Annotated in this window: 20 protein-coding genes; 6 read left to right on the top strand and 14 right to left on the bottom strand. The window is 68.2% G+C overall.

The window, feature by feature from the left end; all coding sequences use genetic code 11:
* Positions 1-5: 5 nt before the first annotated feature.
* Complete coding sequence (locus tag AAFF27_20205) at positions 6-1,154, bottom strand: aromatic ring-hydroxylating dioxygenase subunit alpha (protein ID XAH22322.1); 1,149 nt, start codon at positions 1,152-1,154, stop codon at positions 6-8.
* A gap of 226 nt (positions 1,155-1,380) precedes the next feature.
* Here AAFF27_20205 and xseB point away from each other — a divergent pair, with 226 nt between their 5' ends.
* On the top strand, positions 1,381-1,623 hold the full coding sequence (gene xseB, locus AAFF27_20200) for an exodeoxyribonuclease VII small subunit (GenBank protein ID XAH22321.1): 243 nt from the start codon (positions 1,381-1,383) through the stop codon (positions 1,621-1,623).
* The gene (locus AAFF27_20195; GenBank protein XAH22320.1) at positions 1,620-2,582 is read left to right on the top strand and encodes a polyprenyl synthetase family protein; all 963 of its coding nucleotides are present in this window, start codon (positions 1,620-1,622) and stop codon (positions 2,580-2,582) included. The genes xseB and AAFF27_20195 overlap by 4 nt, the downstream gene beginning before the upstream one ends.
* Positions 2,583-2,598: 16 nt before the next feature.
* Here AAFF27_20195 and AAFF27_20190 read toward each other — a convergent pair whose 3' ends face one another.
* Positions 2,599-2,787, bottom strand: coding sequence for a hypothetical protein (locus AAFF27_20190; GenBank protein ID XAH22319.1), 189 nt, complete (start codon positions 2,785-2,787; stop codon positions 2,599-2,601).
* A gap of 65 nt (positions 2,788-2,852) precedes the next feature.
* Here AAFF27_20190 and dxs point away from each other — a divergent pair, with 65 nt between their 5' ends.
* Complete coding sequence (gene dxs / locus AAFF27_20185; protein ID XAH22318.1) at positions 2,853-4,763, top strand: 1-deoxy-D-xylulose-5-phosphate synthase; 1,911 nt, start codon at positions 2,853-2,855, stop codon at positions 4,761-4,763.
* Positions 4,764-4,923: 160 nt separating this feature from the next.
* Positions 4,924-6,006, top strand: a complete 1,083-nt coding sequence (locus tag AAFF27_20180; GenBank protein XAH22317.1) for a TRAP transporter substrate-binding protein — start codon at positions 4,924-4,926, stop codon at positions 6,004-6,006.
* Between the two features lie 153 nt (positions 6,007-6,159).
* On the opposite strand, the gene AAFF27_20175 is transcribed toward AAFF27_20180, so the two are convergent.
* Genes AAFF27_20175 through AAFF27_20165 form a run of 3 tightly spaced genes read right to left on the bottom strand, consistent with a single transcriptional unit; the run spans position 6,160 to position 8,739 of the window.
* Positions 6,160-6,651 carry a hypothetical protein gene (locus AAFF27_20175; GenBank protein XAH22316.1) on the bottom strand — a complete coding sequence of 164 codons (492 nt, stop codon included), beginning with the start codon at positions 6,649-6,651 and terminating at the stop codon, positions 6,160-6,162.
* Positions 6,652-6,662: 11 nt separating this feature from the next.
* Positions 6,663-8,147, bottom strand: a complete 1,485-nt coding sequence (locus tag AAFF27_20170) for a TRAP transporter large permease subunit (protein XAH22315.1) — start codon at positions 8,145-8,147, stop codon at positions 6,663-6,665.
* Positions 8,148-8,199: 52 nt separating this feature from the next.
* Positions 8,200-8,739 carry a TRAP transporter small permease subunit gene (locus tag AAFF27_20165; GenBank protein ID XAH22314.1) on the bottom strand — a complete coding sequence of 180 codons (540 nt, stop codon included), beginning with the start codon at positions 8,737-8,739 and terminating at the stop codon, positions 8,200-8,202.
* 245 nt (positions 8,740-8,984) lie between these two features.
* Between AAFF27_20165 and AAFF27_20160 the strand changes: the two genes are divergently transcribed.
* Positions 8,985-9,671 carry a response regulator transcription factor gene (locus AAFF27_20160; protein XAH22313.1) on the top strand — a complete coding sequence of 229 codons (687 nt, stop codon included), beginning with the start codon at positions 8,985-8,987 and terminating at the stop codon, positions 9,669-9,671.
* Positions 9,672-9,673: 2 nt separating this feature from the next.
* Positions 9,674-11,128: an ATP-binding protein gene (locus AAFF27_20155; GenBank protein ID XAH22312.1), complete on the top strand. Its 1,455-nt coding sequence runs from the start codon at positions 9,674-9,676 to the stop codon at positions 11,126-11,128.
* Positions 11,129-11,136: 8 nt separating this feature from the next.
* On the opposite strand, the gene AAFF27_20150 is transcribed toward AAFF27_20155, so the two are convergent.
* From AAFF27_20150 to AAFF27_20110, 9 genes are read right to left on the bottom strand one after another with little or no spacing between them, the layout of a single operon-like run.
* The gene (locus AAFF27_20150; protein XAH22311.1) at positions 11,137-11,934 is read right to left on the bottom strand and encodes an ATP-binding cassette domain-containing protein; all 798 of its coding nucleotides are present in this window, start codon (positions 11,932-11,934) and stop codon (positions 11,137-11,139) included.
* Positions 11,931-12,974 (bottom strand): ABC transporter ATP-binding protein, encoded by a 1,044-nt coding sequence (locus tag AAFF27_20145; GenBank protein ID XAH22310.1) that lies wholly within the window; start codon positions 12,972-12,974, stop codon positions 11,931-11,933. Before AAFF27_20145 ends, AAFF27_20150 begins: the two co-directional genes overlap by 4 nt.
* Entirely contained in the window at positions 12,971-13,816 is an 846-nt protein-coding gene (locus AAFF27_20140) for an ABC transporter permease (GenBank protein XAH22309.1), read from the bottom strand. The genes AAFF27_20145 and AAFF27_20140 overlap by 4 nt, the downstream gene beginning before the upstream one ends.
* Complete coding sequence (locus tag AAFF27_20135) at positions 13,813-14,880, bottom strand: ABC transporter permease (protein ID XAH22308.1); 1,068 nt, start codon at positions 14,878-14,880, stop codon at positions 13,813-13,815. The genes AAFF27_20140 and AAFF27_20135 overlap by 4 nt, the downstream gene beginning before the upstream one ends.
* The gene (locus tag AAFF27_20130; protein ID XAH22307.1) at positions 14,877-15,746 is read right to left on the bottom strand and encodes a class II aldolase/adducin family protein; all 870 of its coding nucleotides are present in this window, start codon (positions 15,744-15,746) and stop codon (positions 14,877-14,879) included. The genes AAFF27_20135 and AAFF27_20130 overlap by 4 nt, the downstream gene beginning before the upstream one ends.
* Before the next feature lie 46 nt (positions 15,747-15,792).
* Positions 15,793-16,731 (bottom strand): D-isomer specific 2-hydroxyacid dehydrogenase family protein, encoded by a 939-nt coding sequence (locus AAFF27_20125; protein XAH22306.1) that lies wholly within the window; start codon positions 16,729-16,731, stop codon positions 15,793-15,795.
* On the bottom strand, positions 16,728-17,861 hold the full coding sequence (locus AAFF27_20120; protein ID XAH22305.1) for an LLM class flavin-dependent oxidoreductase: 1,134 nt from the start codon (positions 17,859-17,861) through the stop codon (positions 16,728-16,730). The genes AAFF27_20125 and AAFF27_20120 overlap by 4 nt, the downstream gene beginning before the upstream one ends.
* A complete protein-coding gene (locus tag AAFF27_20115) occupies positions 17,851-19,077 on the bottom strand; it encodes an acyl-CoA dehydrogenase family protein (protein ID XAH22304.1) in 1,227 nt (408 codons plus the stop codon). Before AAFF27_20115 ends, AAFF27_20120 begins: the two co-directional genes overlap by 11 nt.
* A complete protein-coding gene (locus tag AAFF27_20110) occupies positions 19,074-20,726 on the bottom strand; it encodes an ABC transporter substrate-binding protein (GenBank protein XAH22303.1) in 1,653 nt (550 codons plus the stop codon). The genes AAFF27_20115 and AAFF27_20110 overlap by 4 nt, the downstream gene beginning before the upstream one ends.
* Positions 20,727-20,800 lie beyond the last annotated feature (74 nt).

Below are 20,800 nucleotides of genomic sequence, written 5' to 3'. Positions count from 1 at the left end.
AGCTATCAAAAAGATAGTTTGTCGCGGCCCATGGCGCTGCGGTACCACTCGTGGAAGTGCTGCATGCCGTCTTCCATGGGGCTTTGGTAGGGGCCGCGCTCGTCGTCGCCGCGCTGCAGCAGCGCGTGGCGGCCGGCGTCCATGCGCTCGGCGATCTCGTCGTCCTCTATGCAGGTCTCCATATAGGCGGCCTGCTGGGCGTCGACAAAGTCGCGCTCGAAGGCAGCGATTTCTTCTGGGTAGAAGAACTCCACCATGTTCAGCGTCTTGGTCGGGCTGATCGGGTGCAGCGTGGAGACGGTCAGCACGTGCGGATACCACTCGACCATGATGTGCGGGTAGTAGGTCAGCCAGATCGCGCCGTACTGTGGCGGCTCGCCGTTGCGGTAGGCCAGCAACTGCTCTTGCCAGCGCTGGTAGACCGGGCTGCCGGCCTTGCCCAGGCGGTTGGCCACGCCCACGGTCTGCACCGAGTATTCCTGGCCAAACTCCCAGCGCAGGTCTTCGCAGGCCACGAACTGGCCCAGCCCCGGGTGGAACGGGCCGACGTGGTAGTCCTCCAGATAGACCTCGATGAAGGTCTTCCAGTTGTAGTTGCACTCGTGCAGCTCGACCCGGTCGCGCACAAAGCCGCTGAAGTCCAGGTCCGCGCGCGGGCCCAGCTGGGCCAGATCGGCCGCCACGTCGCGGTGCTGGCCGGGCGGGGCCTCGAACAGCAAGCCGTTCCACTCCTGCAGCGGGTAGTTGCGCAGGTTCAGGCAGGGGTCTTCGGCGAAGTGCGGCGCGCCCAGCAACTGGCCGTGGGCGTCATAGGTCCAGCGGTGCAGCGGGCAGACGATGTTGCCGCCGGCGTGGCCGGGCGCCGTGCCATTGAGCGAGCCGCTGCCCTTGAGCATCACCGCCTGGCGGTGCCGGCAGACGTTGGAGACCAGCTCCACGCCGCCATCGGCCGTGCGCACCAAAGCGCGGCCCTCGCCCTCTTGTGGCAGCGCGTAGTAGTCGCCTTTTTCAGGCACGGAAAGCTGGTGCCCCACATAGCGGGGCCCTTGCTGGAAGAGCGTCTCTCGTTCGCGCCGGAACAGCGCCTCGTCGAAGTAGCTGGAAACTGGTAGTTGGCTTGCGGCCTGCTGCAGTCGAAGACTTAAATCAGACATGGGTGACCTGACCTAAAGACTCCCCACAGGGAGAAACAGGGGGATGCGCCGAGGGCGCCAGGAGGTAAAAAAAGCGAAGCCGGCTGGGCGCCGGCCATTGGAGGAACCTTGGATTGTACCCGGCACCCCCTTCGGCGTCCTTCCAAGCCCTGGCCGACGGGGGTGCGATTATGGGCACGCCCTAGAATGGAAGGTTTCCCACGACGGAACGCATCCCGCCCCCTCCATGCCAAAGGCGCCCGCATCCTCTCCCGATACGACTCTGCCGGCCACCTACGAAGCCGCGCTCGAAGAGCTTGAGCAACTGGTGGCCCGCCTGGACGCGGGCCAGCTGCCCCTGGACCAGTTGCTGGCCGGCTACCAGCGCGGCGCCGCCCTGCTGCAGTTCTGCCGCGACCGGCTGCAGGCGGTGGAAGCCCAGATCAAGGTGCTGGACGACGGCGTGCTCAAGCCGTGGACATCGCCATGAGCGCGCCAGTGATAGAGGCCGGCGTTGACGTGGACTTCCAGGCCTGGAGCGCCAGCGGCCTGGCCCGCGTCGAGGCCGCCCTGGACCGCTGGGTGGCGCGCGACGCGCCAGCCTCGCTTGGCGAAGCCATGCGCTATTCCGTGCTTGACGGCGGCAAGCGCCTGCGCCCGCTGCTGGTGCTGGCCGGCCGCCAGGCGGTCGCGCCCTTCGACCCCGACATTCCCGGCCCGGACGGCGAATCCCTGCGTGCCGGCCTGGACGACGCGGCCCTGCGCGCGGCCTGCGCGGTGGAACTGATCCACGCCTATTCCCTGGTGCATGACGACATGCCCTGCATGGACAACGACGTGCTGCGCCGCGGCAAGCCCACGGTGCACGTGCGCTTTGGCGAGGCCGACGCGCTGCTGGCCGGCGATGCACTGCAGGCCCTGGCCTTCGAGCTGCTGGTGCCCGAGGGCGCGGCCGTGCCGGCCTCGGTGCAGGCCACGCTGTGCCGGCGCCTGGCCAGCGCCGCCGGCCATGCCGGCATGGCCGGCGGCCAGGCCATCGACCTGGCCAGCGTGGGCCTGGCGCTGACCGAAGACCAATTGCGCCGCATGCACCGCCTCAAGACCGGCGCCTTGCTGGAGGCCAGCGTCATGATGGGCGCGAGCTGCGGCGCCGCGCCTGCCGCCGCGTTGTCTGCCTTGCAGCGCTACGGCGCCGCGCTGGGCCTGGCCTTCCAGGTGGTGGACGACATCCTCGACGTCACCGCCGACTCGGCCACGCTGGGCAAGACCGCCGGCAAGGACGCGGCCCAGGACAAACCCACCTATGTATCGCTGCTGGGCCTGGAGCGCTCGCGTGCCTATGCGCGCGAGCTGCGCGACGAGGCGCTGGATGCGCTGGCCGCCAGCGGCCTGCACAGCACCGCCGCGCTCGACGCTTTGGCCCACATGGTGATCGACCGCTCGTGTTAGATGAAACACCCCCAGGCTACGCGCTGCGCGTCTGCGCCAACCCCCTTGCAGAGGACACATCCAGCGGCCCGGCCATGGCCTGCGCCGCGGCCTTTGGTACCTCTGTGGTGCGTACGCTGCCGGCGGAGCGTGCCGTGATGGGCGGCTCCTGGGCAGTGCGCCGCGCGTCTTCGCCCGCATCCAGTGATTCGACGAAAATATGCATGAAAATGCCAGAAAGCCCAGGCCCTGCAAGGGCTAATAGCTATTAAAAATATAGCAGGAAATTGCATGTCCCACGCTGACTCTCCCGCCCACCTGCTGCCCGACGGCGCGGCACGCGCGCCCTTGCTGCCGACCATCGACAGCCCGGCGGACCTGCGCCGGCTGTCGCGCGAGCAACTCAAGCCCCTGGCCGACGAGCTGCGGGCCTATGTGATCGAGAGCGTGGCGCGCACAGGTGGCCACCTCAGCTCCAACCTGGGCACGGTGGAGCTCACCATCGCGCTGCACTACGTCTTCAACACCCCGAACGATCGCCTGGTGTGGGACGTGGGCCACCAGACCTATCCGCACAAGATCCTGACCGGTCGGCGCGAGCGCATGGGCTCGCTGCGCCAGATGGGCGGCATCTCGGGCTTCCCGCAGCGTGCCGAGAGCGAGTACGACACCTTCGGCACCGCGCATTCGTCCACCAGCATCTCGGCCGCGCTGGGCATGGCCATGGCGGCCAAGCAAAAGGGCGAAGACCGCCATGCGGTGGCCATCATCGGCGACGGCGCCATGAGCGCGGGCATGGCGTTTGAGGCCCTCAACAACGCCGGCGTGCTCGACGGCCGGCTGCTGGTGGTGCTCAACGACAACGACATGTCGATCAGCCCGCCGGTGGGCGCGCTCAACCGCTACCTGGCGCAGTTGATGAGCGGGCGCTTCTACGCGGCCACCAAGAACATGGGCAAGAACGTGCTCAAGGCCGTGCCGCCGCTGTTTGAGCTGGCGCGCCGCTTCGAGCAGCATGCCAAGGGCATGGTGGTGCCGGCCACGTTGTTCGAGCAGTTCGGCTTCAACTACGTGGGCCCGATCGACGGCCATGACCTGGACTCGCTCATCCCCACGCTGGAGAACCTGAAGAAGCTCGACGGCCCGCAGTTCCTGCACGTGGTCACCAAGAAGGGCCAGGGCTACAAGCTGGCCGAGGCCGACCCGGTGGCCTACCACGGGCCGGGCAAGTTCGACCCGTCGGTGGGCCTGGTCAAGCCTGCCACCGCGCCCAAGCCCACCTTCACCCAGGTGTTCGGCCAGTGGCTGTGTGACACGGCCGAGCAGGACACGCGCCTGGTCGGCATCACGCCGGCCATGCGCGAGGGCTCGGGCCTGGTGGAGTTCGAAAAGCGCTTCCCCGGCCGCTACTACGACGTCGGCATTGCCGAACAGCACGCGGTCACCTTCGCCGCCGGCCTGGCCTGCGAAGGCCTGAAGCCGGTGGTGGCGATCTACTCCACCTTCCTGCAGCGCGGCTACGACCAGTTGATCCACGACGTGGCACTGCAGAACCTGCCCGTGGTGTTTGCGCTGGACCGCGCCGGCCTGGTCGGCGCCGATGGCGCCACGCATGCCGGCGCCTATGACATCGCCTTTTTGCGCTGCATCCCGCAGATCAGCATCGCCTGCCCGGCCGACGAGCGCGAGTGCCGCCAACTGCTCACCACCGCCTACCAGCAGAACCATCCGGTGGCCGTGCGCTACCCGCGTGGCGCGGGTGCCGGCGTGGCGCCGCTGCCGGGCCTCGATGCCCTGCCTTTTGGCGCGGCCGAAGTGCGGCGCGAAGGCGCCAGCGGCATCGCCATCCTGGCCTTTGGCTCGCTGCTGTACCCGGCGCTGGAGGCGGCCGAGAAGCTCGACGCCACCGTGGTCAACATGCGCTGGGCCAAGCCGCTGGACACCGCCACGCTGCTGCGCGTGGCCGGCACGCACAAGGCGCTGGTGACGGTGGAAGAGGGCTGCCTCATGGGCGGCGCCGGCAGCGCCGTGGCCGAGGCCCTGCACGCCGCCGGCGTGGTCTTGCCGCTGCTGCAATTGGGCCTGCCCGACCAGTTCATCGAGCACGGCGACCCGGCCAAGCTGCTGGCCCTGCAGGGGCTGGATGCGGTGGGCATAGCGGCATCGATCACCCAGCGCTTTGGAGCCGACCAGGCGCGCTGAGCGCTGAAGCTTGCAGATTGCTGAACACCGCGCCCAGCGCGCGGGAAAACCCCCAAGGGTGCACGGAAAGCCCATTCCTAGAATGGCCGCGACCGTGGCACAGGAGCGTCGCTGGCGGCGGCCCGGGTCTCTTCCCTTCAGCAAAAACGGAGTCTCAGCAATGGATCGTCGTTCCATCATCAAGCACGCAGGCATCGCCGGCGTTCTGGCCGCCGGCGCTGCGCCCGCAGCCCACGCGCAAGCAGCATCGGTGCGCTGGCGCCTGGCATCGAGCTTCCCCAAGCCGCTCGACACCATCTACGGTGGCGCCGAGGTCTTCGCCAAGAAGGTTGGCGAGCTGACCGGCGGCAAGTTCCAGATCAGCGTGCATGCAGCGGGCGAATTGATGCCCGCACTGGGCGTGGTCGACGGCGTGCAGCAGGGCTCGATCGAGGCCTGCCACACCGCGGGCTACTACTTCTTCGGCAAGAACGAGGCCTTCGCCATTGGCGCGGCCATCCCCTTCGGCATGAACTCGCGCCAACTGTCGGCCTGGATGTTCGAGGGCAATGGCCTGAAGCTCACGCGCGAGTTCTACGCCAAGTACAGCGTCGTCAACTTCCCCTGCGGCAACACGGGCGCGCAGATGGGTGGCTGGTTCCGCAAGGAGATCAAGGCGCCGGAAGACATCAAGGGCCTGAAGTTCCGCATCGGCGGCTTTGCCGGCCGTGTGATCGAGCGCATGGGCGGCGTGCCGCAGAACATCCCCGGCGGCGAGATCTACCAGGCGCTGGAGAAGGGCACCATCGACGCGGCCGAATGGATCGGCCCCTATGACGACCAGAAGCTTGGCTTCAACAAGGTCGCGCCGTACTACTACTACCCCGGCTGGTGGGAAGGCGCGCTGCAACTCGACCTGCTGGTCAACCAGAAGGCCTACGACGCGCTGTCGCCCGAATACAAGGCCGCAGTGGAAACCGCCAGCGCCTTCGCCCACGTCGACATGCAGGCCAAGTACGACGCGCGCAACCCGACCGCGCTGAAGCAACTGGTAGGCGCCAAGACCAAGGTCGTTGCCTTCCCCAAGCCAGTGCTCGACGCCTCCTTCAAGGCCGCGATGGAGGTCTACAAGGAGCTGGACGCGAAGAACGCCGACTGGAAGAAGATCTATGACGATTACCGTGCGTTCCAGAAGGACCAGTTGATCTGGGCGCGTTTTGCGGAAGCCCGTTTTGATAGCTACATGCAAGGCGTGCAGCTCTGATTCCAAGAGCCTGTTCGGGCTGAGCTTGTCGAAGCCGGGGAACCCTTCGATAAGCTCAAGGTGAACGGTTTCTAGGGAATCAGATGAGACCTTCACCACCCCCATGAAAAAACCGCGCCTCGGCGCGGTTTTTGTTTGGGCGTCGTCTGCGTATCAGCCTCGCCGGAAGGTCTCCAGCTCGCGTTTCAGTCGCGCAAACTCAGCCAGCATCTCCGGCGAGGCCGCATAGAACACCTGGAACTTGCCGGTGAGCGTGCGCGCATAAAGGCGCGGCGCCACCAGCCAGTCCAGGCCGGGCACGCGGATCAGCTTGCAGAAGGCCAGTTCGCGCAGCGGCAGGGCCTTGTCCCAGATCCAGCGCTGGCGCAGGCCGTCGGCGTTGAGCTGGGTGCGGCTGGTCTGGATGTGCCACCAGGTCCAGAACATCATCGCCATGCCGGCGACGACCCATATCAAACCGCTGCCGGTTTCCATGGTGCCGCGTGTCCACAGGCGCAGCACCCAGGCGGCGCAGCCGCCGACGATGAGCGTGGCCAGGGTGCGGAAGATGGGCGAGAAGGCGGGCGACTCCAGCCCCGCGCGCGAGGGCGTGAAGCGAAAGGGCGGCGGGCCCATGGCGTCCATGAGGGCAGTGGGATCGGTCATGGCCTGCATCCTTACTTGAACATCTGCTCGACGCGCTTTTGCTCGTCCTCGGCCGACTCGGCGTGCTCTGGCTGCGCGTCGTCTGCGGGCATCTCGATCTTGACCTTGTCGACGTCGATCACCTCTTCCTTGTCCAGGAAGATGGTGACGGTCTGCGGCACGAAGATGACGATGGCCACCAGCAGCAGTTGCATTGCCACCCAGGGAATGGCGCCCAGGTAGATGTCGCTGGACTTGATCTTGACGGGGATGCGCTTTTCCTTGAACAGCGTGTCGGCGATGCCGCGCAGGTAGAACAGCGCAAAGCCGAAGGGCGGGTGCATGAAGCTGGTCTGCATGTTCACGCACAGCAGCACGCCGAACCAGACCAGGTCGATGCCCAGCTTGTCGGCCACCGGGCCCAGCATGGGCAGGATGATGAAGGCGATCTCGAAGAAGTCGAGGAAGAAGGCCAGGAAGAAGATGAAGATGTTGACCGCGATCAGGAAGCCCACCTGCCCGCCGGGCAGGCCCGACAGCATGTGCTCCACCCACTTGGCGCCGTCCACGCCCTGGAACACCATCGAGAACACGCGTGCGCCGATCAGGATGAAGACCACCATGGCCGTCAGGCGCATGGTGCCGACCATGGCGTCCCAGATCAGCGGGCGCGTCAGCCGCTTGTGCATGGCCGCCAGGATCAGCGCACCGACCACGCCCATGGCGCCGGCTTCTGTCGGGGTGGCGATGGCGGTGTCGATGCCGGGCAGGCCGCCCATGGAGCCCAGCACGGCAAAGATCAGCACGGCCGCCGGCAGGATGCCGCGCAGGCACTTGCCCCACAGCGCCCAGCCGTGCAGCGTGCGCGCCTCTTTGGGCACGCCGGGAACGTGGTGCGGCTTGAAGATGCCCAGCGCGAAGGTGTAGCCCGCAAAAATCAGCACCTGCAGGATGGATGGGCCCCAGGCGCCCTTGTACATGTCACCGACCGAGCGGCCGAGCTGGTCGGCCATGACGATCAGCACCAGCGATGGCGGCACCAGTTGCGTGATGGTGCCGGACGCCGCCAGCACGCCGGTGGCATAGCGCATGTTGTAGCCGTAGCGGATCATCACCGGCAGCGAGATCAGCGCCATGGCAATCACCTGGCCCGCCACCGTGCCAGTGATGGCGCCCAGGATGAAGCCGACGATGATCACCGAGTAGCCCAGGCCGCCCTTGGCCGGGCCGAACAGCTGGCCCATCGAATCCAGCATGTCCTCGGCCAGGCCGCACTTCTCCAGGATGGCGCCCATGAAGGTGAAGAAGGGGATGGCCAGCAGCAACTCGTTGGACAGGATGCCGAACATGTTGAGCGGCAGGTTGGCCATGAAGCCCGCCGGGAACCAGCCCATCTCGATCGCGAAGAAGCCCGAGGCCAGCCCCAGCGCGGCCAGCGAGAAGGCCACGGGGAAGCCGATCAGCATGATCAGCACCAGGCCCGCGAACATGATCGGGGCGAAGTTTTCCATCTGCATGGTGGAGTCCTGAGAGAAGTCGTGAAAAGCGTTGAGCAGCGGAGGGGGAGGGCTACTGCACGGGCTTCTCGTAATGGGTGTCCATCTCGTAGCGGCCCGTGAGATAGGCCACGCGCTTGATGATCTCGGCCACGCCCTGCAGCACCATCAGGCCAAAGCCCAGCGGCAGCAGCAGCATGGCCGGCCAGCGGATCAGGCCACCGGCGTTGCTGGACCTTTCGCCGGTCTCCAGCATGCGCACGAACAGCGGCCAGCTGAGCCAGGCCAGCAGCGCCATCACCGGCAGCAGGAACAGCAGCAGGCCAAACAGGTCGACATAGACCTTGCCATTGCCCTTGAGCCGGCCGTAGAGGATGTCTACCCGCACATGCTCGTTGAGCTGCAGCACCACCGGCGCGCCCAGCATCACGGTGGCGGCAAACAGGTACCACTGGATCTCGAGCCAGCCGTTGGAGCTGATGTCCAGGCCATAGCGCACAAAGGCGTTGCCGGCAGAGATGAGCGCCGCGGCCAGCACCGCCCAGGCGGCGATCTTGCCGAGCTTGCGGGTGGTCCAGTCCACGGCCAGGGCGAATTTGAGAAGCACGTTCATGGGCAGCGCCTTTCGGGTCTACGGAATGCGTGGCGCAGGGCCTGCAAAAAGCCTTGCTGCGCGCAACCGGGCAATGCTAGCGGCGGCCCTGCGCGCGGCGCTGAAGGAAGGCTGACACGCTGCGGCGGGGTTTTCCCCTAGGCAGGTCGGGTGCTATCCTGCGCGCCCCTTCTCTTCGGGCTTGAGAGCATGGCACCCACTGTTTCTCCCCTGGCGTTTGCACGGCGCGTTTGCGCCGCTCTGGCATGAGGCTGCTGCTGGTCGAAGACGACGTGATGGTTGCCAGCGGCATCAAGCTGGGGCTTTCGGGCGCCGGCTATGCGGTTGATTGGGTCGGCAGTGCTGAGCGTGCCGAAGAGGTGCTGCGCCGTGAACGCTTTGATGCCGCCATCATCGACATCGGCCTGCCCAGCACCGACGGCCTGGAGCTGACGCGGCACCTGCGCCAGCAGGGCCTGGCGCTGCCGATATTGATCCTTACCGCGCGCGACGCGCTGCAAGACCGGGTGCAGGGCCTGGACCTGGGCGCGGACGACTACATGATCAAGCCCTTCGAGCTGCCCGAGCTGCTGGCGCGCCTGCGTGCGCTGCTGCGGCGCTCGCAGGCCGCCAACTCTGCGGTGCTGGGCTTTGGCCCGCTGGAGCTGGACACCGCCAACCGCCGTGGCAGCGTGCACGGCCAGCCGCTGGAGCTGGGCCCGCGCGAGTGGACGGTGCTGGAGTACCTGCTGCTGCACGCGCCCAAGCCCACCAGCAAAGACAAGCTGCTGCAGGCGCTGACCGGCTGGGACAAGGAGATCACCGCCAACGCGGTCGAGGTCTACATCTCGCGCCTGCGCGGCAAGATCGAGCCGCATGGCGTGGCCTTGCGCGCCATCCGTGGCTTTGGCTACCGGCTGGAGCTGCGTGAGCCGGGGGCCGCCGCGACGTGAGCATGCCCCGCATGCGCGTAGAGGCGGGCCTGCAGCGCCGCCTGCTGGTGCTGCTGCTGATCCCGCTGCTGCTGGCCGCGGTGTTCAGCGCCTGGCTCGACTACCGCTCTGCCGACAGCGCGGCGCTGCGCCAGGACGCGCAACTGCTGCGCATGGTGCCCATGCTGACCGACTCCATCATCGTTGCCGACGACAAGGGCGCGCTGCCGCTGGTGCTGCTGGCGCCGCCGGTGGAAGAGTTCTTGAAAGAACGCCCGGGCCTGGCCGCCTACAGCGTGGCCGACAACGAAGGCCGCGTGCTGCATGGCGAGCCCTGGCTGGAGGTGCCCGCGCCCGGCACGCGCGAGCCCGAGTTCCACAGCCGCGAGCAGGACGGCGTGCGCTACCGCATCGTCGCGCAGCGCGTCAGCACCGCAGCCGGTGACTTCGTCATGCAACTGGCTGATGGTTCTGACCCCAGGCAGAACTGGGCGCGCAGCGTGCTGCTGCGGGTGCTGCTGCCCAACCTGGTGCTGCTGGCCGTGACGGCAGTGGCCATGAACATCGCGGTGCGCCACGCGCTGCGCCCGCTGATCGCGCTCAAGGAAGCGGTCGAGCACCGCTCGCCGCGCGACCTGAGCCCGCTCGACGCGCAGGCTTCGCCCGACGAGGTGCGGCCGCTGGTGCTGTCGCTCAACCGCCTGTTCGGCATGGTCAACGCGCAGACCGAGAGCCAGCGCCGCTTCATCGCCGACGCCGCGCACCAACTGCGCACGCCGCTGGCCGGCCTGCAGGCCCAGGTGGAGGCCTGGGCGCAGGCCGCCGGCCGCACGCAGCCGGCACCAGAATTTAAAGAAAATATGCCTCTAGCCCAGGTGCAGCCTGGGCTAGGCGCTATTAATTTAAGAGCTTCTGATGTCTACAAGCTGCGCGATGCCACGCGCCGCACCTCGCAACTGGCGCACCAGTTGCTGGCCTTGTCGCGCGCCGACGCCCATGCGCTGCAAGGCCAGGCGCCCGAGCCGCTGGACCTGAAGGCGCTGTGCGAGGCCATGATCGAGATCCACTTCGACGCCGCCGCGGCCAAGCGCATAGACCTGGGCCTGGACGTGCAGCCGGTATGGGTCAGCGGCCATGCATGGCTGCTGCGCGAGCTGCTGGGCAACCTGGTGGACAACGCGGTGAAGTACACGCCCGGCGGCGGCACCGTCACCATCCGCTGCCGCAGTGCCCGCAGCGAAGCCGGCGCGCCCGCTGCCGTGCTGGAGGTGGACGACGACGGCCCCGGCATCGCCCCGCACGAGCGCGCGCGGGTGCTGGAGCGCTTCTACCGCGTGCAGGGCACGCAGGGCGAAGGCACCGGCCTGGGCCTGGCGATATCGGACGAGATCGCGCGCCTGCACGGCAGCCGCTTGCTGCTGGCCGTGGGCAGCGCCGGGCACGGGTTGCGCGCCAGCGTGGTGCTGCCGTTGACCTAGTGCAGCCCTCAGCTCGCGCGCGCCAGCCTCACCGATTCCAGCAGCCTGCGCGTATAGGCATGCTGCGGCGCATCGAGCACGTCCGACGCGAAGCCCGTTTCCAGCAACTGCCCCTGGTACATCACCGCGATGCGGTCGGCGAAATACTCGACGACGGAGATGTCGTGCGTAATGAAAAGAAAGCTGAGTTGCCGGCGGGCCTGCAGGTCGGACAGCAGGTTCAGGATCTGCGCCTGCACCGACACGTCCAGCGCCGACACGGCTTCGTCGCAGATCAGCAGGTCGGGCGCCGTCGCCAGCGCCCGCGCGATGCCGACGCGCTGCCGCTGGCCGCCCGACAGTTCGTGCGGGCGCCGGTCGAGCAGCGTGCGAGAAAGGCCCACGTCGTCGAGCAGCCGCGCCGCGGTCGTGTCCGCGCCGCCCGCGTCGGGGGATAGTGCCTGCGCCAGGTGCCGCAGGGGCTCTTCCAGAATCCGCTGCACAGTGAAGCGCGGGTCGAACGCGGCACCGCTGTCCTGGAACACCATGCTGATGCTGCGGCGCTGGGCGAGCGTGCGATGCCGGGCGGACGCTGCCAGGCCGGCGCCGTCGAGGGTCAGCCGGCCGGCCCGCGCGGGCACCATGCCCATGATGCTGCGCGCCAGGCTCGATTTGCCCGAGCCCGACTCGCCGACGATGGCCAGCACCTCGCCACGCTGGAGCTGCAGGCTCACGTCGCGCACCGCATGGACGGTGCCGTGCGCGCCGTCGAAAGCCACGTCGATGCCCGCGACGTCGAGCAACGGTTTGGCGGCGATTGGCGTCATGCGACGAGCCTTTCCCGCACGTCGACGGCTGTCACGTCGGGGGCTTGCGCCTGATCGCGCAAGGCCAGGTGGCACGCCACCCGCCCGCCGTCGATGACACGCTCCACCGGCCGCTCCAGATGGCATGGCGGCACGGCGAGCGGGCAGCGGCCCGCGAAGGCGCAACCGGGGCCGGCGGTGCCCAGCGCCGGAACCAGCCCCGGAATTTCAGTCAGCCGCTGGCGCGCGCCGTCGCGCGGGCGCCGCTCGGGCCGGGCGCGGATCAAGGCCTGGGTGTAGGGATGCCGCGGCCGCTGCAGCAAGGCGCCGGCATCGCTCTCCTCGGCTTTGCGGCCGGCATACATGACCACGGCCCGGTCGGCCCAGCGCGCCACCAGTGGCAGGTCGTGCGTGATCAGCACCAGGGCCATCTGCGTCTGATGCTGGATCTCCCGCAGCAGCGCGAGGATCTCGGCCTGCACGGTGGCGTCCAGCGCGGTGGTCGGCTCGTCGGCGATCAGCACCTCTGGCCGGTTGCTGATGGCAATGGCGATAAGCACGCGCTGGCGCATGCCGCCCGACAACTGGTGCGGATAGTCGTCCAGCCGCGCGGCCGGGTCCGGCAGCCGGACCTGCGCGAGCAGTAGTGCGGCTTCGGCGCGTGCCGCGGCATGGCCGATGGCGCGGTGCGACAGGATCGCTTCGATGAGTTGCTCTCCCACGGTCAGCACCGGGTTGAGTGCGGACATCGGATCCTGGAAGATCATGGCGATGCGGTTGCCGCGCAGCCTGCGCCACTGCGCTTCGGTGTGCGTCGACACGGGCTTGCCGAGCAGTTCGATCCGGCCAGAGACGACGCGTGCCGCGTCAGGCAAGAGGCCGGTCAAGGCCAGCGCCGTGATGGACTTGCCGCAACCCGATTCGCCGACCAGCGCCACGGTTTCGCCGGACCGCACCGTCAGGTTGAATCCGCTGATGGCTTCCAGCCACCGGCCCTGGCTGCGGAAGGCGACGCTCAGGTCGCGCGCGGCGAGCACCACGCTACCGGGTGTTGCGGTCATGCGCGACTCCTCGGGTCGAGCGCACGGATCAGCCCGTCGCCGATCAGGTTGAGCGACAGCACCGCGACCAACACGGCGGCACCGGGAATGATCGTCAGGTACCAGGCGGTGCGGATGGCCTCCCGGCCCGCGCCGATCATGCCGCCCCAGCTCACGCTGTTCGGGTCGCCCAGCCCCAGGAAGGACAGGCCCGACTCGCTGAGGATCGCGATCGCCGCGAGGATCGACGCGTTCGCGATGACCGGCGGCATCGCGTTGGGCAGGATGTGGGTCAGGATGATGCGCAGGTCGCTCACGCCCATCGAGGGCGCCACGCGCACGAAATCCATTTCGCGCAGCAGCAGCGTCTGGGCCCGCACCAGCCGGGCGATTCCCGGCCAGAAGGTCAGGCCGATGGCCAGCGTGATGTTGCTCACCGTCGCGCCCAGGATGGCAACGATGAAGATGGCGAACAGGAAGTGCGGAATGGTCTGGAACAGCTCGCACACGCGCATCAGCAGCGTGTCGGTCCAGCCGCGCGCATAACCGGCCAGCACGCCGACCACGCTGCCGATCACGATTGCGATGGCGGCCGAAGCCAGCCCCACCCACAGCGACACCCGCGTGCCCCAGGCGAGGCTGGTGGCGACGTCGCGGCCGAGCAGATCGGTGCCGAGCGGGAATTCCGGATCGCCGCCAGGCGCGAGCGCCGGCGCGCCGACCATGTCGTGCGGGTCGCCCGGGAAGAGCCAGGGCGCGGTGAGCGCCAGCAGCACGAGCGCGCCCAGCAGCACCGCGCCGAGCGCGAGGGCCCGATGCCGCCAGGCGACGCGAAGCCAGCGAGAGACGAACACCTTGTTCATTGCCGCACTCCAATGCGCGGATCGAGCACGCTGTAGAACAGGTCGACCGCGATGTTGACGATCAGCACCGCCACCGCGCCGCACAGCACGACCCCGCTGAGCAGGTTGAAGTCGCGCTGAAAGACGGCCTCGAAGGCGAGCCGCCCCAGCCCCGGCCAGGCGAACACCACCTCGACCAGCACGGCGCCGCCCAACAGCGCGCCGGCCTGCAGGCCGATCACCGTGACCACTGGCAGCAGCGCGTTGCGCAGCACGTGGCGCCGCGCGATGCGCAGCGGCGCCACGCCCTTGGCACGGGCGGTGCGCACATAGTCGTGGCCGCGCACCTCGAGCATCGCCGCGCGCGTGATGCGCACGTAGATGGACGCAAAGAACAGGCCGAGCGTCAGCACCGGAAGCACCAGGTGGGACAACAGGCTGCCGAAAGCCGACCAGTCCCCGCCCGCGTCCGAGCCCGACGACATGCCGCCCACCGGCAGCCATTGCAGCTTGACGCCGAACACGATGATGAGCGCCAGGCCCAGCAGGAAGCCCGGCGTGGCGTAGACCAGCAGGGCGATCGACGAGATCGTGCGGTCGACCCAGCTGCCGGGCCGCAGCGCCGCGAGGAACCCGCCCGCAAGGCCCACGCCGATGGCCAGCAGCAAGGCGGAGCCGGTCAGCAGCAGCGTCGCGGGAATCCGCTCGACGATCAGCTGGGACACCGGCATGCTGTTGCGAAACGAGTAGCCCAGGTCCAGCGTCGCCACCTTCTGCACGTAATGCAGCAGCCGCAGCCATGCGGGCTCATTCAGGCCGAAGCTCTCGCGCAGTTGCGCCACGTACTCGGGCGAGGCACCACCGGCTTCCCCCGCCAGCACCTGGGCCAGGTCGCCGGGCGCGAGGTTGAGCAGGGTGAAGTTCACCACGACGACCAGCAGCAGCGTCGGCACGGCCTGCGCGATGCGCACCGCTAGAAAGCGCAGCAGATGGCGCCGACGCTTGCGCCGCGCCGCGGCCACGTCGGATCTCGGGCTGGGCTGCGCCAGCAAGGGCGGCCGAACGCCGGATGTCGCGCCGCTCACAGCAGCAGGTCCGGTTGCTCGCGCGTGATCACGTCCCACTGCGGCTGGAAGTTGAGCCACGCGATGAACTCGCTGCCGATCATCTGCGCCGTGCGCGCCGCCACCACCGGCCCCAACGGCTTGGGCGTGCCGCCGCTTTCGGCCAGGATCTGGGCGCGCGCGGTGTTCTCCATCGCGATGAACCAGGATACGGCCGCCTCCACGGTGCGGCCTGCCGTCAGCAGCCCGTGGTTTTGCAGGATCACTGCCTTGTGCTGCCCCAGCGCCTCGGCAATGCGCGCGCCTTCGCTGAGTTCGGTGACGACGCCGGTGTAGTCATCGAACAACGCGTGGTCGCCGTAGAACATGCAGGCGTCCTGCGTGATCGGCTCCAGCAGTCGGCCATAGGTCGACCAGGTCTTGCCGTACAGCGAATGCGTGTGAGCCGCCGCATTGAGCTCGGGCCGCGCCTTGTGGAGCTCAGAGTGAATGGCGAAGCCCGCGCCGTTCACAAAACCCTCACCCTCCACCACTTCGCCCGTGTGGCTGACCAGCAGCAGATCGGAGCTGCGGATCTGCGAGAAATGAACCGCCATCGGATTGACCCAGAAGTGGTCGGTCCATTGCGGGTCGCGCACCGTGATGTGGCCGGCCACGCCGGTCGCGAAGCCGGCTTGCGCAAACAGCCGGAAGCCCGCCGCCAGCCGCTGCTTGCGGTGCAGCCGCTCGGCCGCCAGGTCGGACTTCGGCGGCGGCACTTCCCAGGCAAGTTTGCCGTGGCGTGAAATGGCTTGGTCAACGCCGCGTGAGGGACGTTGCAAAGTCTGCGCGGGCAGCGCGGACGCAAGCGAAGGAGCGGAAGACAGCTGTTGTACCGTGGTGTTCATGAGAAAACTCTTGCGACGTGGGTAGGCGCCCTTTTGGCGTTCGTGGTCAGTAGCCCCGCGCCCGATCTGCTACGTCGTCGAGCGCGAGCCCTGCTTCGTAGCGCTCGAGGTTGGCAACGAATTTGGCGAGCAGCCGCGCCGGCGTGTCCGGCGAGATCGGACTGGTGTGCGGCGACAGCCGAATTCGCGGATGGGCGTAGAACGCGTGACCGGCCGGCAGCGGCTCGGGCGTGGTGACATCGAGCGTGGCCAGCGTCACGCGGCCGCTGTCCAAGGCCTCCAGCAGGGCGTCCTGATCGATCAGCGAGCCGCGCGCAACGTTGACGAGGTGCAGGCCCGGCTTGGCATGCGCGAGCAGTGCGCGGTCGACGAGGTGCTGTGTGGCTGGTGTGCCCGGCGCGGCGAGCACGACGTGGTCCGACTGCGCGAACAGTGAAGCGAGATCTGACGCGCGCTCGACGCCATCGACCTCGGGTGCCGCGTCGCCGCGCCGCACGCACACCACGCGCATGCCCAGCGCCAGCGCACGCCGCGCCAGGGCCTGGCCGATGGCGCCGAAGCCGACCAGCCCGAGCGTCGTGCCGCCGACGCGCTGCAGCGTGCTCAGCTTCCACTGCGCGGGGTCGTCGATCCAGATCTCGGGCAGCCGCTTGGCGGCGGCGAAGATGGCCGCGAGCGCGAATTCTGCGATGGCATCAGCGGTGACGCCGCGTGCTGACGTGACCTGCGGCCCCTCGAACAACCAGTCCGGAAAGAAGTCGATGCCTGCCGTCGCCAGTTGGACCCACTGTAGTTCGAATGGCCAGCCGGGCGGCTTGGGCGCGCTGCGGCCGCCCCACTTGAAAGGCGGCGCGAGCAGCAGCACTTGCGCGTGCCGTGGCACATCGGTGGGCACGCCCTCCGGCACCGGCAACACGGTGAGCCCGCGCGCCCGCAGGCGGGCGTTGGCCGCTTCTGACCATTGGCTGGCGACCGTGAGCGTCACGATGCGACCGCCAGTTCCGGCCGCGCCTCGGCCACCTGTGCAGCCGACGAACGCTCGCGCTGCGCCACCGCTGCACGCACGCGCGGCAACAGCTCCCGGCCATAGCCCAACGCGTCTTCGATCGGATCGAAACCCCGGATCAGGAAAGTCGAAATGCCTGCGTCGTAGTAGTCGAGCAAGGACTCGGCCACCTGCTCGCCCGTACCGACCAGGCCGGTCACGCTGCCGCGTGCGTTGGGCAGCGTGGCGAGTGCCGTCCACAGCCGCTTGTCGACCACGCGGCCCAGTGCCGCGGCCTCGCGCAGGCGCTGCGAGCCGACGCTGCCGCCGCCGACGCGCCCAGACGGCACGACGCCGGCGCTACCGCCCTGCGCCTTGGCCGCCTCGAAGATACGGTCGGCCCGGGCCCAGGCCTCGGCCTCGGTAGGGCCCAGCACCGGGCGCAGCGACAGGCTGAAGCGGATCTGCTCGGCCCGGCCGTACTTGGCCGCAGCAGTGCGCACCTTGTCGACGGTCTCGCGGACCTGGGCCAGTGTCTCGCCCCACAGCGCATAGACGTCTGCATGCTTGGCGCCGACCTGGATCGCCGCGTCCGATGCGCCACCGAAATAGATCGGAACACGCGGCTTCTGCAGGGGCTTGACCGCCGCCAGGCTGTTCTTGACCTTGTAGTGCTTGCCGTCGTGATCGAAAGGCGTAGGGCTGGACCAGAACCGCGTGACCACGTCGAGGAATTCGTCGGTGCGCTCGTAGCGCTCGTCGTGGGTCAGGAAGTCGCCGTCGCGCTGCTGGTCGACATCGTCGCCGCCCGTGATGATGTGCACCGCGAGCCGGCCGTTGCTGAAATGGTCGAGCGTGGCCAGGTTGCGTGCGGCGATGGTGGCCGGCAGAAAGCCGGGGCGGTGCGCCAGCAGGAACTGCAGCCGCTCGGTTTGCTGGGCCGCATAGGCCACGACCTGGAAGCCGTCGGGCTGGCTGCTGTGGTAGCCCACCAGCGCGCGGTCGAAACCCGCGTACTCATGGGCCCTGGCGATGGCGCCCAGGTAGGCGGGGTCGATGACCGGGCCTTGGGGCGCACGCGATTCACTGCCTTCGCGATGGCCCAGAATGCCGATGAACTCAACTGACATGGACTGCTCCTGTTGACGGGATGGATGCCGATGCGGCCAGCCGTTCAGCCGCGAGGGCCGACAGTGCGGCCTTGCCGGCGTTGACGAGAATCGTGTCGTTCTGCGGCGTGTGGACGCGGCTGCACAGCACGTTGCGGAAATGCCGCTCCAGCGGGCTCCCGCGCGACAGGCCAGGATTGCCGGTCAGCTCGACCGCCAACTCCACTGCCGAGATGGCATTGCCCGTCACGAGGTACTTGGTCAGCGACACATCGGCCGCGCTGGTCGGGCCTGCGATGGCCGCGTCGAGCAGCCGCCGATTGGCGAACAGCAGCGCGTCGATGCGGCCGAGCGCTTCCTGGAAGCGCGGCAGGCTGGCAAGCGGCGCACCCAGGTTCGCGGGCTTGCGGTCCTGCAGCCAGCCAGCGAACCAGTCGCGCGCCTCGCGTGCCACGGCGTTGTAGACGGTGCCGATCAGCACCGAGTTCCAGACCGCGAACTGCGTGTCGAGCCGTGGGTCGAGCTGCTCGACCGGTCTGATGTCCAGCGCATGGTCGAGCGGCGTGAGCACGTTGTCGAACACGACCTCATGGCTGCCGGTGGCGCGCATGCCCAGGTGGTCCCAGTTCTCGACGATGCGCACGCCCGGCGTGTCGTGATGCACCAGCCAGCCGCCCACGCGCGGCACCGCTTCGTCGCTGCGCGCCCAGACCGTGAGCCAGGTCAGGCCCGGGCTGCCGGTCGAATAGATCTTGCGGCCGCTGATGCGCCAGCCTTCCGGCGTCAGGCGTGCCACAGTGTCCGGCAGGCCGCCGCGCGCGGGCGTGCCGAGTTCGGGCTCCACGCGCAGACCGTTCAGCAACGCCCCCTTGGCGATGGCATCGCCGAACACGCGCGCACGCAAGTGTTCAGGCCAACCAGCGCTGCGCCCCGCCAGGTTGTGGAAGATGTATTGCATGACCAACACCAGCGCCGTGGACGGGTCGCCTCGCGCGATCTCGCCCACCACCTGTGCGAGCGTCGAGAGCGGCGCATCCGCGCCGCCATGCGCCGCGGGCACGGCCAGCGACAGCAGCCCGTGTTCGTGCAGCCGCGCGAAGTTGGCGTGCGGGAACGCGCCCGTGTGGTCGTAGTCCGCCGCACGCGACGCGAATTCGGTCCGCAGCGCGCTCAGGGTGGCCCCCAGATCGTCGCCAGGACGGGACGGCGCGGGTTGGCGAAGTAATGAGACGGTCATGGAAGTGCAGCCTGTTGTCTGGCGACCTGGCCGGCGGGAGCGCCGAGCCAGACGTTCTTGAAGGACTCGACGCCGCCGTCCGGCGCCAAGGAGAGACCGCGAACTCGATCGGAGTAGACGGTAGAGAAGCGGATCTCGAGCAGCGGCAGCGCGGGCAGATCGGTCAATGCCAGGCGCTGGAACTTGCGGTAGTACTCGGCGCGCCGCGCCGGATCGGCCTCTTCGTGGGCCGCCTGGATCAGGCCGTCCATGGCCGGGGAGCTGTAGCCGGAACCGTTGGAGAACGGCACGCCCGGCAGGATCGTCTTGGACCAGTAGAGCCGCTCGACACCGATCTGCGGGTCGCCCAGCGACGACATCGAGACAATCGACAGATCGAAGTCGCGCTCCGTGTAGACGCGCTGATAGAAGCGCGCCAGGTCCTGGTTGCGAATCTCCAGGTCGACGCCCACGCGCTTGAGCGACTGCCGGATGTACTCGGCCGTGCGCAGCACCGTGTCCCCGAAGGGCAGCCAGTCGATGCGCAGCTTGAGCCGCACGCCATTGGCGCCGGGCTTGAACCCCGCTTCGTCGAGCAGGCGGGCCGCCTCCTTCAGGTCCGGCTCATAGCGTTCCACATCGGACGTGTGGAACTGGGTGAGCGTCGAGGGAATCGGGCTGACGGCTGCTTTGCCGAAGCCGCGATAGACCACGCGCACCAGGCCCGGCCGGTCGATGGCCTGCGCAATCGCGCGCCGCACACGCACATCCTGCAGCTGTGGATTGCGCAGGTTGAATTCCAGCATCAGGGTGGTGCCCCAGTACTCGTAGCCGCGCGTCTCGACGCGGATGCCGGGCAGCTTCTCGAAGCGCTGCAGATCGACCGGCCCGATCGGCGCGGCATTGCCGTACTGCACGTCGCCGCGCTCTAGCGCGGCGGCGCGGGTGGCGGCGTCCGGGATCACGCGGAACACGACCCCGTCCAGATAGGGCTTGCCAGCGTCCCAGTAATCGGGATTGCGTTCCAGAACAATGCGCTCGCCACGCACCCATTCCTTGAATCGGAAAGGCCCGGTGCCGACGGGGCGCGCGTTGTAGGGATTGCGCAGGAGGTCGGTGCCCTCGTAGAGATGCCGCGGGAGTACCTGCGCCTCTCCGCGGTTCAGCGCGAGCAGGATGACCGGCGATGGGCGGTCGAGCCGCAGGATCACGGTGGCCGGGTCGGGCGTCTCGACGCTGTGGACATTGATCAGCGCCGTGCGCAGCCGGGGATGCTGTAGGCGCCATACGTTCTCGATCGAATAACGCACGTCGGCGGAAGTGAAGGGCTGGCCGTCGTGCCACTTGACTCCGCGACGCAGGTTGAAGGTGATCGTCTTGCCATCGGGCGACACGGTCCAGCTCTGGGCCAGTTCGGGCTCGAGCTTGAGGCCTTCGCCCAGGCGCAGCAGGCCGTCGAAGATCTTGTTGGAGACCGTGGACACCGGTTGCCCGACGTTGAGGCTGGAAGTCAACACGCTGGGCTCGGGCTGCACCACCGCCACGAGCGTGCCACCGCGCACGGGCGTCTCCGGGGTCGCCGCAGTTGCTGCGCCGCCCATCGCCAGCAGGCCGACCCATGCAATCCCGAGCGGGCGAGCGATGTATCGCATCAAACGGTTGAAATTCAAGAACAGCCTCCAGACGGCACGGAATGTGGAGCCGCGACTGTATGAAGAAGATTGAAGGTTGTACAACCTACAAT

Source organism: Xylophilus sp. GW821-FHT01B05 (assembly GCA_038961845.1).
In the GTDB taxonomy this organism is placed as follows: domain Bacteria; phylum Pseudomonadota; class Gammaproteobacteria; order Burkholderiales; family Burkholderiaceae_C; genus Xylophilus.
This window is presented reverse-complemented; position numbering and strand designations above follow the sequence as displayed.

Coding starts and splice junctions, on each gene's coding strand:
- AAFF27_20165 (XAH22314.1), bottom strand. CDS start 8,739: ATGAACGTGCTTCTCAAATTCGCCCTGGCCGTGGACTGGACCACCCGC.
- AAFF27_20150 (XAH22311.1), bottom strand. CDS start 11,934: ATGACGCCAATCGCCGCCAAACCGTTGCTCGACGTCGCGGGCATCGAC.
- xseB (XAH22321.1), top strand. CDS start 1,381: ATGCCAAAGGCGCCCGCATCCTCTCCCGATACGACTCTGCCGGCCACC.
- AAFF27_20205 (XAH22322.1), bottom strand. CDS start 1,154: ATGTCTGATTTAAGTCTTCGACTGCAGCAGGCCGCAAGCCAACTACCA.
- AAFF27_20180 (XAH22317.1), top strand. CDS start 4,924: ATGGATCGTCGTTCCATCATCAAGCACGCAGGCATCGCCGGCGTTCTG.
- AAFF27_20195 (XAH22320.1), top strand. CDS start 1,620: ATGAGCGCGCCAGTGATAGAGGCCGGCGTTGACGTGGACTTCCAGGCC.
- dxs (XAH22318.1), top strand. CDS start 2,853: ATGTCCCACGCTGACTCTCCCGCCCACCTGCTGCCCGACGGCGCGGCA.
- AAFF27_20130 (XAH22307.1), bottom strand. CDS start 15,746: ATGAACACCACGGTACAACAGCTGTCTTCCGCTCCTTCGCTTGCGTCC.
- AAFF27_20145 (XAH22310.1), bottom strand. CDS start 12,974: ATGACCGCAACACCCGGTAGCGTGGTGCTCGCCGCGCGCGACCTGAGC.
- AAFF27_20190 (XAH22319.1), bottom strand. CDS start 2,787: ATGCATATTTTCGTCGAATCACTGGATGCGGGCGAAGACGCGCGGCGC.
- AAFF27_20120 (XAH22305.1), bottom strand. CDS start 17,861: ATGTCAGTTGAGTTCATCGGCATTCTGGGCCATCGCGAAGGCAGTGAA.
- AAFF27_20175 (XAH22316.1), bottom strand. CDS start 6,651: ATGACCGATCCCACTGCCCTCATGGACGCCATGGGCCCGCCGCCCTTT.
- AAFF27_20155 (XAH22312.1), top strand. CDS start 9,674: ATGCCCCGCATGCGCGTAGAGGCGGGCCTGCAGCGCCGCCTGCTGGTG.
- AAFF27_20170 (XAH22315.1), bottom strand. CDS start 8,147: ATGCAGATGGAAAACTTCGCCCCGATCATGTTCGCGGGCCTGGTGCTG.
- AAFF27_20140 (XAH22309.1), bottom strand. CDS start 13,816: ATGAACAAGGTGTTCGTCTCTCGCTGGCTTCGCGTCGCCTGGCGGCAT.
- AAFF27_20160 (XAH22313.1), top strand. CDS start 8,985: ATGAGGCTGCTGCTGGTCGAAGACGACGTGATGGTTGCCAGCGGCATC.
- AAFF27_20115 (XAH22304.1), bottom strand. CDS start 19,077: ATGACCGTCTCATTACTTCGCCAACCCGCGCCGTCCCGTCCTGGCGAC.